The sequence below is a fragment of the Longirhabdus pacifica genome, assembly GCF_004115085.1.
Classification (GTDB): Bacteria; Bacillota; Bacilli; order Paenibacillales; family DSM-105158; genus Longirhabdus; species Longirhabdus pacifica.
The window spans coordinates 1-16,676 of sequence record NZ_QXJP01000009.1 but is presented as its reverse complement, the minus strand read 5'-3'; the positions used below and the strand labels follow the sequence as shown (position 1 = coordinate 16,676).

Sequence of the window (16,676 nt, the reverse complement as noted above, 5' to 3'; positions counted from 1 at the left end):
CTCCGTTTCAAGTGTTTAACGTATAATGATGGAGCTCAAATAGCGCATTCAACCTCTCTGTCGCTTTCTCCTCATCCTCTTTCCATTCCTGTAATTTGTTCATTATTCTTGTTTCATAATGATCAAAATTTTTAGAAATAAAACATTTCAGAATCATATTAGCGATGGTAAGTACTTTGTTTGCAATATGTTGATAATCTCTTCCTAGTTCCTCTAATCCTTCTAACAGATGTCCGTAATCTAAACATATTTTTGCCATGTTGTTTTTGGAACCCCCATATTCTTTCAAACCATGATAGGAGATATCTACATTCGATCCATCTTCAAAAACCTCATGATGTATGTAGCGTGTAAATGCTTCTACTGCCTCCATGCCATACCATTTCTGATGCTGTTCATCATCATATGGATCTTTACCATTCATGATTTTACGATGAAAATGAAGCGTATCCCATAAATATGGAAGCATATCCGGACTAACAGCTTTCGTTGTATCCAAATAAGCGAACTCAAATGCAGAAACATTATTTTTTTCATTCGTCTTTTCCAATGCGAATTTCAATTGCGAAATAGACATGTTGCCTTCAAACTTATAATAATGATCTACAATTTCAACTTCGTCATTGCCAACATGATAAATTTCAATGGCATGATTATTATGTTTCTTTTGATAATACAACGTATGTGGTAGATCAAATACGTCACTATACACTAACACCGTACTTCCACTTAAAATACGCTCCTTTATTTTTTGTAGAAAAACGGAGAAATCCTCCTCGGTTTGTTTCTTTTTTTCTACATTCAAATAAAGGGATAATGAGTCAGATAAACTAGTGAAATACGGTGTAAATAAGATATTATCTTGCATTTTTTCATAAATAAGACCGGATTGATTCCAAAGCAAGGAAACATCTCTATCATCTAATTGACGTAGTAATATACCCCGGACAGTGAGAAAATAACAATTGAGATTTGGGTCATAGTTAATTTTAGATGGATTCAAATGCTGGAGCCTCCTTTCAGTGTCATAGCAAAAATATGAATAGAAGGATTGTCTGGGAATTTGATCGTATTCCATCGATTACAATCTTCTAACGACACGGTATTTAACCATAAGTATGCTTTACTATGATGTACATCGCCGAATTGATTGTGCATAAATGGAATGGTCATTGCTATTTTTTCGTGATGAATTGGAATATTTGAAGTAAGATCAGGAAAATAAATAGGGACAGTGTAACATAATTTGTCGTCTTGAAAAAAAGAAAGTGATTCGTAAAAGTTTCCGTTATTACTAGCTCCTAGAATATATAAAGTATCGTAATGACTAGTTTCAACCAAAATAGACTGACCCTCAAGTTCCATATTATCTGCATTTTCTTCTAAATGAAATTGAAATGGAATGTCTTCTTTAAGTGTCATCTCTTTAGAAAAATGCTCTCTAGGTAATGAATACCAGCCCCCGAAAGCGAACGAACTTTTTTTTGCAGAAGAAGCAGTTGTAATCCCCTTATTGTTTACAAAATTACTTAGCTCGACATATTTATACACGAGACTCTCTCCTAAATATTTATTATTGTGATAATATAATCATAAGTTAAATAATTCTGAAAACTATGTTGACAAACATATTTAACTAAGTATAAACTATTAATTAAAATAATTAATTTTTATTTTTAATAATAGCATAGGAGGATGAATATGAAAACTAAAAACTTAGAAATTTCAACAAAAAGTGTAAAGTTGGATAACGCATCTTACAAGTACAAGTACTAAGAAACGAATAGAAAAAGTGTTTGCGCTTCCTAGCGTAAACACTTTTTCTATATTCTCTTTTAATGATTTAACCCGACCTTTTACATTTTTATTCTTGTATTTTTATACAAAATTAATTTTACATTTATTAATTTTATTACATAAAATATCATTTTTTGCACTATCGTTGTAAAATAACAATATATCAGATGTCATATTGGAGGGGACAGACTTGACAAAAGTAGACGTACTCACTTTATTTCCACCCATATCAGAAGCTAGATTTTTCCCTTATTTAAGTTTGCCGATGTTAACGTCTTATTTAATGGATAAAAACATTCATGCAGACCAAAAAGATATGAACATTGAATTATGCCATAAACTCTTTCATCCGAAAATTTTTCGGAGTCATTTAGAAAAAATAAATAACAAAACCTCTTTAGACATTGCAGATCAGTACCGAAAATCACTAGTTCTCTATTTAATAGAACAATATCATGCATTATATGAGCCCATTTTTAATACAACATATGATGAAAAACAAACTCATCGTTCAGAAACTGTATTCGTCAGAAGAGGCATTGAGCTTATTTTAGAAGGTTCTCTTTTAACGAAACATCGATATCATGTAGAAGAAATGTTAGAAGAAGTAAATACATTACATATAGATGATGTTACAGATGATGTCCCTATGCAAGTGTTACATCTCATGGTAGAAAGCATGCTAGATGAAGCAAAACCAAACATCGTTGCTATCTCCATTCCATACTATAGTCAATTGTTCCCTTCGCTTATGATGGCAAAATGGATTAAAATAAAATCTCCAGAAACGTTTGTTATTTTGGGAGGTCAACAATTAATGCTCCGACATTCTACTTTACGAAAACTTCCCGATCTTTCAAGATGGGTAGATGCCATTGGTACAAGTAGCGGAGAAGAAACCTTATCTATGTTACATCATTATGTAAAAGGTGAGAGAAAAAAAGAAGAAGTACCAAACATCATTTGGATACATGACGATCCCGAAGAGTCCACCATTTATCAAAAGAAAATGAACATTACCGATGTACCACCCCCCAACTTTACCAACTTACCTCTCAAAAAATATTTATCAGATAATATACAATTTGCTTTGATCACTTGTGTCGGCTGTTATTGGGGAAAATGTGCTTTCTGTTCTTATGGTAACCGCTCTAAATTTGAGCATCATTATCAACAAAAAACCGCATCTCAAATCGCCAAAGAATGCATACATATTTTGGACCTCTATCCGACACATCGAATTAACTTTGTAGATGAAAATACAAATTTAAAACTCATTTGTAAAGCGCTTAAAATTGTTTATGATAAAGGCTATCGCGCTACATTCAGTACAAGAAATCGCCTAGAAGATATATTACTAGACGCTACATTTTGTAAAACATTAAGCCAATACGGTGTTGTACAGATGTCCGTTGGATACGAAACGAACTCGCAACGCTTGTTAAATATGATGAATAAAGGGGTTAACAGTGATAACTACCAACAAATTATAGATAATTTACATGAAGCAGGGATTGAAATTAGGCTATCTGTCATGGGAGGATTACCGTCAGAAACCGATGAAGAAGCACTGGCTTCAGAACAGTTTTTACAAGCAAATGAAAATAAAATTGGCATTGATGTTGTACAGATGCTTGTGATGGAACCCGATACTTTTTTAAGTCGGAATCCAGAACAATACGATTTACAGCAAACTAGCACCGAACAATTGCAAGGAAATCCTGACTTTAGTTATGGTATGGGTCGTGTTGGCTACTCCTTTTCTTATGAAAGTGGCGCTGCTCATGATGAACGTTTGCAGCGACTATATCGACTTGTTGAAAATGTAAATCCGCAATTTAATGATGACGTTCCAAATGAGAGTCACCATAAAGATGTTGTACAAGAAGAAATTCAACTCAAAGACTGGGTTAAAATAACCAAAGCAGAAATAGATGAACAAGGAACAACCATTTCTATTGTTATTGATTTATTATTTGAACGTATTTTTCAAATACCAGATGAAATTGATTGCTGTGAACAAACGATGAGATCCACATCACCAGAAGGACAACAATACTTACAAGACTTAGTGAATATGAACATGGCTGTGTTTCAGTCTCAACATATGCAGACAACCTAATTACACCATAGATATACGAATGTTTGTTTCAAATTAATAATTTAATATGAAATGACTTTGTATGCTTACCATGTTTTCATTGCTTAAAAAATGCAACATTCCTTTTTTATGTTTTTAAAACGCAATAAAACAGCAGACTTTCTGTGTGAGTATGCGTCTTTCGTATCAACTTAAAAGTATACCGTAAAAACATTTTCAAATAATGTAAATAAAGGGATAATTACAACAACTAAAATTTTAAAAGAATAAAACGAAGAGATTTATATGAAGAAGGAGAAAAAGAAGGTTTAGTCAATTTTCAAAAAGATTATTCAAAACTAGAAAATGGAGTTGTAAAAGTGATGAAAAACAAACATACAGAGTCTTTGATAAATAAACTCAAAGAAATAGATTTAGAGATAATGAAACTCATCAATGCAAGAGGCGCAGTGTTGCAAGAAATCAGTAAGACAGAACAACATGCTGATTTACACGCATTTGATCCCATTCTAGAAAAAGAAATGCTAGATACACTTTCACAAAGCAATGATGGACCTTATGAAACTTCTACTATACAACATTTGTACAAACAAATTTTCAACGCATCACTAGAAGAGAAGAAAGATAGCCATAGCAAACAGCTACTCGTCAGTCGTCAATCTCAACCTAACAATACGGTTGTAAACGTAAAAGGTTTTGCCATAGGAAACGGTGAGCCTGTGATCATAGCTGGACCGTGCGCAGTGGAAAGTTATATGCAAGTAGAAAAAATAGCTAAAAATCATCAACAGATAGGGCTACAATTTTTACGAGGAGGAGCTTTCAAACCTAGAACTTCACCTTATGATTTTCAAGGGTTAGGAATCGAAGGACTAGAGATTTTAAAGCGTATAGGGTCAGCATACAATCTATCTGTCGTTAGCGAAATTGTAGCGCCTCAACATATAGAATTAGCTACCGAATATGTAGATGTCATTCAAATCGGTGCTCGAAACATGCATAATTTTGAACTGTTAAAAGCTGCAGGGTCAGTTAATCACCCCATTCTGTTAAAAAGAGGATTATCTGCCACCATTGAAGAGTTTATCTATGCTGCTGAATACATTTTGTCAGGCGGAAATAATAATGTCATCTTGTGCGAACGTGGAATTCGTACGTATGAAAAGGCTACGCGGAACACGTTAGACATATCTGCTGTCCCCATATTAAAACAACAAACACATCTTCCCGTTATCGTAGACGTCACGCACTCTACCGGAGTCAAAGAGTTGCTGCTACCTACTGCAAAAGCTGCATTAGCCGCAGGATCAGATGGCGTGATGGTAGAAGTGCATCCGCATCCTGCAGTGGCTCTATCCGATGCAAAACAACAACTAGATATTCCAGCTTTCAATGACTTATTAAATCAACTCCAAACTTCAGGTTATTTCAAAACAAAAGTAAATAAATAGTAAAAAGGAGTGAATGGTTTCATAGACATTGACCCCTTTTTTATTTTGATGGCTTTTCGTCTTCGTTTTATTAGATGGACTTTTTTCTTATCTTCACCTACTTAGTCACGATTTTAATTTTTAGTTTTGTGTGTTATTTCACTTTATCTTAAACTGTTCATTTTTTTGGTTTTACTTTAGCTACGAACGTACTTGCTTTAGCTCGAACGTTTGTAGGGTTTGCTTTGGAGAAAAAAGGAACGAAAGTATTTTTGAGAGTCGTCAAACCTTGATAATCACCAGTGAAGTAACCTGGTTCTGAATATGGGGCATTCAAGTAGTCAAATCGTTTACCTAGATTGGTTTCTTTACTAGAGAAGCTTCTACCACCATCGAAGGAAAATTTGATTTTATATTGGGTGGGCAAGGTGTTGATAGATTTTCTTTTTAAACTCTGGCTATAGGTCACCCCTACTTGACCTTGATCGTTGACACTTACAGTGGGGGTGAAAGCTGGAGTAAGGAGTGGTCGGTTTACTCTACGCGGTTTACTCCATGTTCTACCTCCATCCCTTGACACCGAGATAGCTACTTCAGGCACTTTTCGATTGGAGAATCTAGCATCCTCCCAAACGACGTACAAGTCTCCATTCTTCTTATTTATTGCTGCTGAAACAGCAAGTGCAGAGCCGGTTCTAAAGGGAATACCTAAAAAGGTAAACGAACTGTCTACATTTCCACCCGAATCTATCTCAAAAGTAAGAGGCAGCGTCACTTTACTAATGGTTCGAGCTTTGGACCACGTTTCTCCTCTATCTCTAGAGGTTTGAAGGAGATTAAAGTGTGTGGATTTGTTGCCATTAAATTTTACAAAAACAAAGAAATGGTATAGTACACCTGTTTTCGGATTAGGAACAATGATACTTCCTATCGTATTGTTGTTTATTCCCGCATTAAAAATATTTCTAGATCGAAACGTCCTTCCTCCATCGGTTGTTTTGGCAAGCCGGGCAGCATTTCTATAATTACCTCCAGAAATAAATTGCGTACGTGTCCAGACTACATAAGCTACGTTAGATTGAATAGGATCTGCTGTCACGGATGGTTTATCATTTACGGCTCGCTTTCCCTTATCTTGCACAATCACTGTAGGTCTGCTAAATGTTCTTCCACCATCTTTTGTCGTCACCACTGAAATAGCTGTGTTTAAGTTAGCTAAATTTGCTGAAATTCCTGATATATATGCTTTCCGATTGGGTCCAAAAGAAACCCAAGGATCTGATGCACGAGGGAAAGGCACACCTCCCCGAACACATTCACTGAAAGGAAGTCCTGTAATTTTCCACGTTCTTCCTCCATTGAAACTTGCTCCAGCTACGAGCCCACTTGTCCCACCATTAGAAAAACGATCTGCCTGCCATACACTGAGCAAATTTTCCTTTCCTGTATTATTCACCGTTTTAGGATTGGCATCGATAAAGGGCTCTACCGCCGAGTTTAAAAAACGAATACCAGGGGTTTGAATTCTACAGTTTGGAAATGGACTTCTCCCAGACACTCGTCTAACCCGCTTTGTATGTTTTCTAATATGGTTCAAATTGATTTTCACCTCCAAGCACTCTATATAAGATGAAGAAATGATCTAATACAAATTTACGATTCAGTAGCCACGCGTAAAAAGTGTGATGTTGAGATTTTTTCATCTTATGCATCGTGGTAATAAGTTGTATGAACAAGTTCATTCAGCTTATATAGATAGTTTATGTAGAAATTTTGTAATGGAGATTTGATATGGCCTTTTTGGGCATCAAAACATAAAACGTAATAGTATGACAACGTTTTGTTTGAGATAAAAACGATTGGTTGTGGAGTTGATGAATGATTGAGAATGGGGACAAAAATTTTAATATGAGGGGCACCAACAGCACAGGACATAATATACCTTTATGAATATATCTTAAGAGGAGGCGATTTTATGATCAGAAACAAAGTAAAGGTAAGTACACAAACGTTTAGAGTTAGACAAACACCTGATAGTGGCGATCCATGTGGGGATACATGTTGTATATTTGATAACAATCCTTGTGGTGGAAATTGTACCTTGTGCGTTTTAATTATCCCTATTCCAAATAATGCTGTTTGCATTGGTTCTGTAACGATAACAAATGCGAATGTAACATTAAATCGTAGAGGTGCGTTGAGCTACACACCTAGTAAAAATTATCAGATTACGATGGTTACTACACCAAGAAAAAATTGTATAAAATTAACAACCTTTGTTTACCCAAACGTTAAAAACAACAGTAGAAAGAGTTTCATGGTTCAAGTAGTTGACGAGAAAGGGAAGCTTATTAATAGTAAAATACCTTTTGCTCTTATAAGAAAGATAAAACGAAAAGCAAGAATGAGGGCAAGAACGATGAAAAGAAATAACCATAAATAGTATGCCATAATCTACTCTATTATCCTTTGAAAATAGAAGCATGCACTTATACAAATTGAATGTAAAGTGGTAAACCACGTAAATTCCATGTGAGAGGTGCATGCTTTACAGTAATAAAATATAAATATATCACTTACTGCACTTAACTATATGTGACTATGAAAGATGGATAAAAAAGAATTTAACTCTTTCTATGCCTTCTGCATTTAGTTCATAATCTTCTTTTACAGTTCCATCTTCTAAGTGAATGACGCGATCACAAGAACTCAGTATTAGTTCAAGATCATGCGTAATAACAATGGTAGCATAAGTATTGTCTTTCATTTTAGCGATCAATTTACTCATCTTTATCATATTCTCATAATCCAAACCGCTCGTTGGTTCATCGTAAACAATGAATTGTTTTTCAGCAATAGCTGCACAGGCGATGGCTACCCTTTGTTTTTGTCCACCAGATAAAGCCATAGGATGGGATTCTTTATCTTCTTCCAAACCTAATAACGTTACAATTTCTTCTAGGGAAGCATTCGATTCATTTTTTACGCTCAGCAACAATTCTTCTTCTACACTTTTGGTAAAAAGTTGGGAGTTAACATCTTGCATAACTAAGAAACTCTCCTTTATACGCTCCTTCATAGACAATAGCATTTCATCCTGCTTGATGATTCCTTTATGTTTTAACAGACCGCTTAAACAAGTTGAAAATATAGATTAAATATTCCCCTATCTTCATTCGTCCTTAGGCAAAACCCTATATCCTGTAACACTTTGAAGCCCATCATCCATCCTTCTCGTAAATCCTAAATAGGATACTAAGCAGCAATAACCCACTGATTAGGTATGAAAATTTGAATTGCCAAACTAGCTGTACTTCCTCTTTCAATTTCCTTCTTATTGCCTTAATGTTGTGCATACTGCTATAATTTTGTGTAAAATAAATTTTTCGGAAGGAATACATATGAGAACAAGAAACGTTGTTGTATTACCTTATGATGAAACTTGGATAGCAGAATTTGAAAAAATTAAACAAGAATTACTCCCAGTGATAGGTGATCTTATTACTGGTATTGAGCATGTAGGAAGTACATCCGTCGTAGGATTGGCCGCCAAGCCGATTATTGATATAGATGTCATCATACCAAACTATGATTGTTTTTCTAGTTTGATTGAATGTTTAAATGGAATTGGCTATCAACATGAAGGTGATTTGGGCATAAAAGGTAGAGAAGCTTTTAAATACAATAACAAAGATCATCTAATGAAGCATCATCTATATGTTTGTCCAGAGAATTCTCAAGAATTAAAAAAACATATTGCATTTCGTGATTTTTTACAAACCCATTCAAAAGAGAGAGAAATGTACGGAATGATAAAATTGGAGGGTGCTAAACTATTTCCAGATAACATAGAAAAATACATAGGACATAAACAGCGCTACATTGAAGAGATTTACTTTAAATGCAATATAGGTGAACAATAATAGCATAATTTTTAAAATTTTCACTGCATTATCATATGCGTTATTTATTTGTGATACGCAATCTCTATCATTTATTATTTTCATTTGTATGACAGTACCAGAGCAAATAAATGGAATAACAGATTCTAATGATGATTTGTGGCTTCGAAAATACAATACTTTCAATTACTGTACCAGCATTTCACTTGTTTGGCATACTCCATGATAATATTTTTTAACTAAAAATTTGCACCTAAGTTATTCTATAGAAGTAAGTAATATCGTGGAATCATGGGTGATTTATTAAGCTTTTTGACAAATGATCTATGTATACAAAAGACACCTCACTTGGTATAATGAAGCTGTGTTAATGAATACTTGGTATACTTAACCACCAATAATGTAAAAAAGAGACAAGCTAGAGATATTCAGCACGGATTGCTGAATTTCTGAACAAATTCGTACTTACCGTATTCGTTGAAACATTGAAGTGGTTTTCAAAACAGTCAAAGTCACTTCTACATTTACAAAAGAAATGAAAAGTATTCTTATGATTTCTTATTCGTCTTCATACAAGTGTCTTCTCAAGGCACATCATCTTGTCTTGGCAGAACCGATGTCACATTGGTCAACGAACACTAGGTGGTTTGTATATCAACAGTTCAACAAAATGTTAAAACTAATTAAAAGCCAACTTTAATATTAAATCGGTAATTCGTTCTATTATTGTCAAGGGTTATACGCCGATTTTAGTTTTACAAGTTTGAATGATGACTTTATACACCATTATTGGTGAAGTCAAAGACGAGATAAGTGAACATGCTGATTAAACTAAAACGTTTAATCATCTACAATTACAATGATGCGATAATAATCGAGAGAAAGGGGTTCTTTACTTGACTGCAATACAAGCATGTATTTTTGATTTAGATGGAGTGATTGTTGATACTGCGAAGTACCACTATTTGGCGTGGAACAAATTAGCAAATAAGCTTGGCTTTACTTTTACAGAAGAGCAAAATGAACAATTAAAAGGTGTCAGTCGTATGCGCTCGTTGGATATATTGTTAGAAATCGGAGGGTTACAACTCGACGATGAAACAAAAAACCAGCTAGCTCAAGAGAAAAATGAGTGTTACCTGGAATATATTCATCAGATGGATGAAACTGAAATACTTCCTGGTGTGAAAACTTTCATTGAATCCATTCGTCAAGCTGGTATAAAAACAGCCTTAGGTTCAGCGAGTAAAAATGCAATGGTTATTTTGGAAAATATGAATATGCTGGATGATTTTGAAGTCATTATCGACGGGAATAAAGTGTCCAACGCCAAACCTGATCCTGAAGTTTTTTTGCAAGCTGCAAAAGCGTTAAATGTAGATCCTAGCCACTGTGTCGTTTTTGAGGATGCCGAAGCAGGTATTGAGGCAGCTATCCGAGCTAAGATGTATACTATAGGAGTCGGTGAATCCAATTCGTTAGAAAAAGCAAATTACAGTATTTCATCTTTTCTAGAGATGTCATTGGACCGTTTACCATTGGAAGTGTAAGAAAAAAAATTTGATCGTTTGTGCAAACGATTTCATCCAAAATATCGTTTATGTGCTTGTATATTCAAGAAAATTCATGCAAAATATCGTTTTTTTGATTGTTTATGCAAACGATTCCATAAAAACATGTTGAGAGGAGCATACCTCATGCACAAATATTTAAAAAGTGATGAGTGGAAAATAATTGAAGAGGGGTTTAATGCTAAGTACCATGAAATATCTGAAAGTCTATTCAGCATTGGCAATGGCCATATGGGACAGAGAGCAAATTTTGAAGAACAATATAGCGGAGAAACCCTACAGGGCAATTATGTTGCCGGTGTATACTATCCAGATAAAACACGCGTAGGATGGTGGAAAAACGGATATCCAGAGTATTTTGCCAAAGTATTAAACGCTACCAATTGGATTGGGATTAATGTTCACATTAACCAAGAAGTATTGGACTTAAACCATTGTGAAGTAAAAGACTTTATTAGAGAATTAAACATGAAAGAAGGTTACTTGAAGCGTAGTTTTATCGCAGTAATGAATGACGGCAAACAGGTTAAGGTAGAAGCGCTGCGATTCGTTAGTTTGGAAAGAAAAGAGCTAGGAGCTATTCGCTATGCCGTTACTCCCCTTAATTTTGAAGGCGAAATTACTTTGACACCATATTTAGATGGTGACGTTAAAAATAAAGATAGCAATTATGATGAAAAGTTCTGGGATGAAGTTTTAAAAACGAACGAAAATGATTGCGCTTCCTTAACGGTAAAAACGAAAAAATTAGATTTTCACGTATGCTCTACGATGCAAATCGAAGTCCATGTTGATGGAGTGAAAGCAGCTTACTCGCCGCAACTTGTGAATAAGGAGAAATTTGTCTCACAGACGTTCACAGTAAAGGCAAAGGCTGGTCAAAAAATTACTTTATACAAATACGTGGCGAATGTGACTTGCCGTGATCATGGAGTAGAACAACTGCAAGCTGTAGCTAAGGACGTATTACATCCTGCGGTGGAAACAGGATTCGACGCGTTACTAGTTGAGCAAGCACAAGCGTGGGCGAAAAAATGGAAAGACAGTGATATCGTCATTGAAGGTGATGTAGAAGCTCAGCAAGGAATCCGTTTTAATATTTTCCAATTAAATCAAACATACACAGGAGAAGATGCTCGTCTCAACATTGGTCCAAAAGGATTCACGGGTGAAAAATACGGAGGTAGCACGTATTGGGATACAGAAGCATACTGCCTTCCGTTTTATTTAAGTACTTCGGACCCAAGTATTGCACGTAATTTACTTGTTTATCGTCATAAACATTTGGAGAAAGCAAAAGAAAATGCGACAAAGCTTGGATTTACAGACGGTGCAGCACTTTATCCTATGGTGACGATGAACGGTGAAGAGTGTCATAATGAGTGGGAAATTACGTTTGAAGAGATTCACCGCAACGGAGCCATCGCTTATGCGATTTACAATTACGTTCGTTATACGGATGACCATGCTTACTTATCAGAATATGGATTGGAAGTATTGGCTGCTATCTCAAGATTTTGGGCACAACGCGTACAGTTTGTGAAGCACAAAAACGTGTACATGATGCTTGGAGTTACAGGTCCGAATGAGTACGAAAACAATGTAAACAACAACTGGTACACCAATCGTATTGCTGCATGGACACTAGAATATACGTTAAAGGTAGTAAAATATATCCAAAGTAACGATGCAGCGAACTACAATACATTAGTGGAACAACTAGGGTTATCAGCAGATGAAATGGACAAATGGCAGCACATGATCGACCATATGTACTATCCTGTAGATGAGGAAACGGGAATATTCCTGCAACAGGATGGGTTCATGGACAAAGATTTATTACCAGTAAAACAATTAGAAGCAAAACATCTACCGTTAAATCAGAACTGGTCTTGGGATCGAATTTTACGTTCTTGCTATATTAAACAAGCAGATGTGTTGCAAGGTTTATATTTCCTAGAAGATCAATATGACCTAGAAACGAAGAAGAAAAACTTTGATTTCTATGAGCCGTTAACAGTGCATGAGTCTTCTCTGTCTCCATGTGTTCATGCTATTTTAGCATGTGAGCTTGGATATAAGGAAAAAGCATATGAAATGTACTTGCGAACATCTCGCTTAGATCTAGATAATTACAACAATGATACAGAAGACGGTTGTCACACGACAAGTATGGCAGGAACATGGATGTCCGTCGTAGAAGGATTTGGCGGGAAGAAAGTGAAAGACGGGAAACTAGTTTTGAATCCTTTGATTCCAGATCAGTGGAAATCTTTCTCCTTTAAAATTGTATTTAAAGGTGCAACACTTAACATCCGCACCACTTCCGAAGAAATTACGATAACAAATGAAAGCAATGACGATACAGCATTGTTGATCTATGGTCAGTCTATCGTTGTAAAAGGAAATGATACTGCAAAGGTTGACTATGTCGGTTAAATAACTAGGTAGTTCATGCTAAAAAAGATTCATTTAGTTGACTACTTGAAGGATGGCATTGTTTAAAGCCGAACCTGTTCCCCACTAACTTCTTGTTAGGAATTGCGGGAACAAGTTCGGCTTTATCTATACTGATCAGGTGATACAATGGATTCTAAGGTTCAATGATGAACCTTACAAAACCAAAACTAGAGCAAATGAAGCCAATTTCGTCTATGTGAAAGCACTCTTATAATATTTACTGCTAACTCTTCATCTGAAATGGTATAGAACACAATATAGTTCTTAATAAACAGCTTTCTAATTCCTTGCATAGCCAAACGTTCATCAGAAACAATCTCGTGGCGAGTCGGCAATGTAGATAAATTCATTATTGCTTGTTTCATTTCACTAATTAAGCTTTTGGCAATAAGAGGTTCTTTTAACTCTTTTGCAATATACAACGCAATTTCTTTTAAATCATTTTCCGCTGGATGAGACACCCATACTTTATAATGCTTCATTCAGTAAGCTCATTTTCAATAAAATCAAAAACATCTTCAGCAGGCTTTCGTTTATTGTTTTTTATCGCTTCCGTACCGTCTTCGATTAGCTTATATAGTTCAAATTTTCCTATAAGCTTTTCATAAGTTTCGATGCTCATAACAGCTAAATCACCTTGTCCATTTTTGGTAATATAAACAGGCTCCGAGTATTTATGACAAAATTCAGATATTTCATTGTATTTATTCCTTAAGTCGGAGCTTGGTCTGATGTTAGGCATTTCTTGCACCTCCAATTATATATGCATATTTTATCAATATAACGATATTTAAGCAAGTGGCATCAAAATGCTAATGTCAGATCAACAACTTCATCTGTCCACTTAATAAAAAAATTCCAAAGAAAGCATTTTTTAATCGGAAAACATCTAATCATTCAAAAATGCATGTTATTTTTCTGCTCAACGTCAAAATCGTTGGTTGACTTTAACTGGTAGAAAAAAACCTTGAAAGGCACAAAGCCAATCAAGGTCTAGGTCTAATGCATTGTTTACTAAATCAATTGAAGCTTATCCACTGTGTACTTCAAAACAAAAATAACCAAAAGCTAAATCTTCATCCTTCAAATCCATTTTATATTTAGCCATTTCCATTAATTTAGGGATTAACTCAAATAAAAATTGATCATACGTTTCAAGTGCTTTTTTGTATCCTTCTACATCATCATAACGACATAATGGGTACAACGTTTTTCCCCATCTGATTTCTTCATCACTAAGATCAATATATGGTTTATCTAGGCAAATTCCGATATGCTCCTCAAAATCTTTGCCATCAAACTGCTCTCTACACTCCATATAGAACATATACTCATCCAATTCTATTTGCCGATTAATTTTTGCATTTCTATAAAATGGATTGAATCTAATATATTCAGTGGTTGATCCAGATTCAATAATTCTTTTAACCAAATTTCTCAAGCCTATAATACTTGGATACATTCTGTATTTTCCATCATGATAAACTGTATGATCGTAAATGATACCATTTATAATGCCTTTTTTACGAGTGACCATATCCTCACCTCTATTTTCTTAAGTCAAAATGCCACACGTCTTCGTTTAAATCTGAAACCTGTATTACTTTACCTGTAACGGCGTCTACTGCTACATAGTGCACATCGTCTACAAAATAAGCTGTAACAGAATTTCCTGTGTACTTGTTCTCGGATTTACCTGTCTTATAGGGACTATTCATTGCATCTGCAATAGAATCATTTGTCCAACCTCTGTCCGCTACTTGGGTTTTATATGCACCCTTGCTGAACACTGAATACAATGTCGGCGGCGGTTATACTTTTACCCGTCCCCTTATTGGAAACAAACACTTATCACAAACATGAAAAAGGCCACAAGCAGATTAATAACCCGCCTGTGGAACAATAATTCATCTAATAACAGGTGTGTTATTTTTCTGCTCAACGTCAAAATCGTTGGTTGACATAGCCTTTCATAACATAAATTCATTTTTTCATTCATTGTAGCAATACTCGTTACATTCCAATTTGTCAACCAACTATGCTAGTATAGAGCCTATTTTTGTTTAAAATATTTTATCTGTTCCTTAATAAAATATGCGGCAAAAGATAGACCAGATAAAATATAAAAAATTGATATATATACATTTTCAGGATACTCAGCAATTACTCTACTTCCATTTCTTTTATGGAATGCTACTTCTTCAGTAATTAGCCCTTGTACTCCACTATAAATAAAATATATACCTAAAAAACAAATTAATATCTTAAATACATTTTTACCGATATATTTCAGAAGAATCTCCTCCTTTTTACATAATTAATTATCAAGTCCTAAATCAGCAAACAAGACATTTAAATCAATAATTAATTGTAGATGAGTTTCTTCATCTAAATTATGGGTTAAATTGCCCCCAGTTGAATAGGAATATTCCAATATCCCTTCATCAGTTAAAGCTTGTATATAGCCAGATGCCAATAAATATTTCGTCTCTAAATTTTCTAGTGTATATGTTTTCATAAGATCTTCTGGTAGTAAATCCTGTACCAAATCATCCATTTGATCCTCATTTACCCAATCCTCAATTAATGTCATTGTTGTCAAAGTACTGCCAAGAAATGTTGTAAACACATTTAATATCTTTGACTTTGTAAACGTCCCTACTGTATCAAGTATAGTAGCAAACTCTGTACCTTGAAGGAATTCCCCATGTTCATGCATATTTAAATCTAACTCATCACTTTCATAATCTCTAGCCCATTCATGTAATTCTTTTATACCAAAATTCAGAGCACTACCAAAAGGGAAATAGCCATAAATAGTGTTAATAGCATCCAAACCCTCTACAGAAGATCTGTAATAATAGTAATGCTGATCAAGACTCTCATCATAATCATAGAAGTACATTGGTTTATGACCATTTGGATCAATGTACTTCAATGGATTATTCTCCACATACGTATACAGATTGTGCGTTAACGGACTAGTAAGTGTGCCCTCATAACTATCTTCATTAATAAACCTACCTACACTAGGATCATACCAGCGTGCACGTAAATATTGCAACTCTGTAGTACTATCCCATAGTTCTCCAGAATAACGGAATGGATTATGCACGGTTTCTTTCTCGACAATTGGGTTACCCCATATGTCATAGCTGTATTCGTTGAGTACGTTCCCTTGCTCATCTCGTAGTTCTACTACATCCCCATGTCCATTGTATAGTACATAGGCTTTGGTGTTATCTTCATATTGTATCGCTTCTAATTTTTTACCTCGAATATACCTTGCTTTTAATTCCGGGTTATCATTGACTATCGTCGCTTCCGCAATAATAACTTGACCGTCATAGTAGTAGCGAGTGGTTTCCCCATCTTCTGTTCTCTCTGTGAGTAATCCATCTCCATTGTAAAGATA

15 protein-coding genes are annotated in these 16,676 nt (G+C 34.9%); 6 read left to right on the top strand and 9 right to left on the bottom strand.

The genetic code is table 11. The features are described from left to right. Positions 1-7: 7 nt before the first annotated feature. A complete protein-coding gene (locus tag D1Z92_RS08775) occupies positions 8-1,003 on the bottom strand; it encodes a hypothetical protein (protein ID WP_128895292.1) in 996 nt (331 codons plus the stop codon). Next, positions 1,000-1,551: a beta-sandwich domain-containing protein gene (locus D1Z92_RS08770; RefSeq protein WP_128895291.1), complete on the bottom strand. Its 552-nt coding sequence runs from the start codon at positions 1,549-1,551 to the stop codon at positions 1,000-1,002. The genes D1Z92_RS08775 and D1Z92_RS08770 overlap by 4 nt, the downstream gene beginning before the upstream one ends. A 436-nt stretch (positions 1,552-1,987) precedes the next feature. On the opposite strand from D1Z92_RS08770, the gene D1Z92_RS08765 reads away from it, so the two are divergent. After that, the gene (locus D1Z92_RS08765; protein WP_128895290.1) at positions 1,988-3,919 is read left to right on the top strand and encodes a B12-binding domain-containing radical SAM protein; all 1,932 of its coding nucleotides are present in this window, start codon (positions 1,988-1,990) and stop codon (positions 3,917-3,919) included. 341 nt (positions 3,920-4,260) lie between these two features. Further along, the gene (locus D1Z92_RS08760; RefSeq protein ID WP_128895376.1) at positions 4,261-5,349 is read left to right on the top strand and encodes a bifunctional 3-deoxy-7-phosphoheptulonate synthase/chorismate mutase; all 1,089 of its coding nucleotides are present in this window, start codon (positions 4,261-4,263) and stop codon (positions 5,347-5,349) included. Between the two features lie 157 nt (positions 5,350-5,506). On the opposite strand, the gene D1Z92_RS08755 is transcribed toward D1Z92_RS08760, so the two are convergent. Next, positions 5,507-6,925, bottom strand: coding sequence for a sialidase family protein (locus tag D1Z92_RS08755; protein WP_128895289.1), 1,419 nt, complete (start codon positions 6,923-6,925; stop codon positions 5,507-5,509). A gap of 378 nt (positions 6,926-7,303) precedes the next feature. On the opposite strand from D1Z92_RS08755, the gene D1Z92_RS08750 reads away from it, so the two are divergent. Continuing rightward, entirely contained in the window at positions 7,304-7,771 is a 468-nt protein-coding gene (locus tag D1Z92_RS08750) for a hypothetical protein (protein ID WP_128895288.1), read from the top strand. A gap of 156 nt (positions 7,772-7,927) precedes the next feature. Here D1Z92_RS08750 and D1Z92_RS08745 read toward each other — a convergent pair whose 3' ends face one another. Continuing rightward, complete coding sequence (locus D1Z92_RS08745) at positions 7,928-8,479, bottom strand: ATP-binding cassette domain-containing protein (protein ID WP_370741253.1); 552 nt, start codon at positions 8,477-8,479, stop codon at positions 7,928-7,930. Between the two features lie 250 nt (positions 8,480-8,729). Here D1Z92_RS08745 and D1Z92_RS08740 point away from each other — a divergent pair, with 250 nt between their 5' ends. The 3 genes from D1Z92_RS08740 (at position 8,730) to D1Z92_RS08730 (ending at position 13,240) form a co-directional block, all read left to right on the top strand. Next, positions 8,730-9,251, top strand: coding sequence for a GrpB family protein (locus D1Z92_RS08740; RefSeq protein WP_128895286.1), 522 nt, complete (start codon positions 8,730-8,732; stop codon positions 9,249-9,251). 875 nt (positions 9,252-10,126) lie between these two features. Then, positions 10,127-10,780: a beta-phosphoglucomutase gene (pgmB, locus tag D1Z92_RS08735; RefSeq protein ID WP_128895285.1), complete on the top strand. Its 654-nt coding sequence runs from the start codon at positions 10,127-10,129 to the stop codon at positions 10,778-10,780. Positions 10,781-10,927: 147 nt separating this feature from the next. Next, the gene (locus D1Z92_RS08730) at positions 10,928-13,240 is read left to right on the top strand and encodes a glycoside hydrolase family 65 protein (protein WP_128895284.1); all 2,313 of its coding nucleotides are present in this window, start codon (positions 10,928-10,930) and stop codon (positions 13,238-13,240) included. A 188-nt stretch (positions 13,241-13,428) separates the two neighbouring features. Here D1Z92_RS08730 and D1Z92_RS08725 read toward each other — a convergent pair whose 3' ends face one another. From D1Z92_RS08725 to D1Z92_RS08705, 5 genes are all read right to left on the bottom strand, one after another. Further along, positions 13,429-13,743 (bottom strand): type II toxin-antitoxin system RelE/ParE family toxin, encoded by a 315-nt coding sequence (locus D1Z92_RS08725; protein ID WP_128895283.1) that lies wholly within the window; start codon positions 13,741-13,743, stop codon positions 13,429-13,431. Further along, positions 13,740-14,003, bottom strand: coding sequence for a type II toxin-antitoxin system Phd/YefM family antitoxin (locus D1Z92_RS08720; protein ID WP_128895282.1), 264 nt, complete (start codon positions 14,001-14,003; stop codon positions 13,740-13,742). The genes D1Z92_RS08725 and D1Z92_RS08720 overlap by 4 nt, the downstream gene beginning before the upstream one ends. Before the next feature lie 288 nt (positions 14,004-14,291). Continuing rightward, the gene (locus D1Z92_RS08715; RefSeq protein WP_128895281.1) at positions 14,292-14,798 is read right to left on the bottom strand and encodes a hypothetical protein; all 507 of its coding nucleotides are present in this window, start codon (positions 14,796-14,798) and stop codon (positions 14,292-14,294) included. Positions 14,799-14,808: 10 nt separating this feature from the next. Next, the gene (locus D1Z92_RS08710; protein WP_164931522.1) at positions 14,809-15,051 is read right to left on the bottom strand and encodes a colicin E5-related ribonuclease; all 243 of its coding nucleotides are present in this window, start codon (positions 15,049-15,051) and stop codon (positions 14,809-14,811) included. A 527-nt stretch (positions 15,052-15,578) separates the two neighbouring features. Beyond that, a partial coding sequence (locus D1Z92_RS08705) for an RHS repeat-associated core domain-containing protein (RefSeq protein WP_164931521.1) occupies positions 15,579-16,676 on the bottom strand: 1,098 nt, incomplete at its 5' end.

Coding starts and splice junctions, on each gene's coding strand:
- D1Z92_RS08720 (WP_128895282.1), bottom strand. CDS start 14,003: ATGCCTAACATCAGACCAAGCTCCGACTTAAGGAATAAATACAATGAA.
- D1Z92_RS08750 (WP_128895288.1), top strand. CDS start 7,304: ATGATCAGAAACAAAGTAAAGGTAAGTACACAAACGTTTAGAGTTAGA.
- D1Z92_RS08740 (WP_128895286.1), top strand. CDS start 8,730: ATGAGAACAAGAAACGTTGTTGTATTACCTTATGATGAAACTTGGATA.
- D1Z92_RS08725 (WP_128895283.1), bottom strand. CDS start 13,743: ATGAAGCATTATAAAGTATGGGTGTCTCATCCAGCGGAAAATGATTTA.
- D1Z92_RS08730 (WP_128895284.1), top strand. CDS start 10,928: ATGCACAAATATTTAAAAAGTGATGAGTGGAAAATAATTGAAGAGGGG.
- D1Z92_RS08760 (WP_128895376.1), top strand. CDS start 4,261: ATGAAAAACAAACATACAGAGTCTTTGATAAATAAACTCAAAGAAATA.
- D1Z92_RS08715 (WP_128895281.1), bottom strand. CDS start 14,798: ATGGTCACTCGTAAAAAAGGCATTATAAATGGTATCATTTACGATCAT.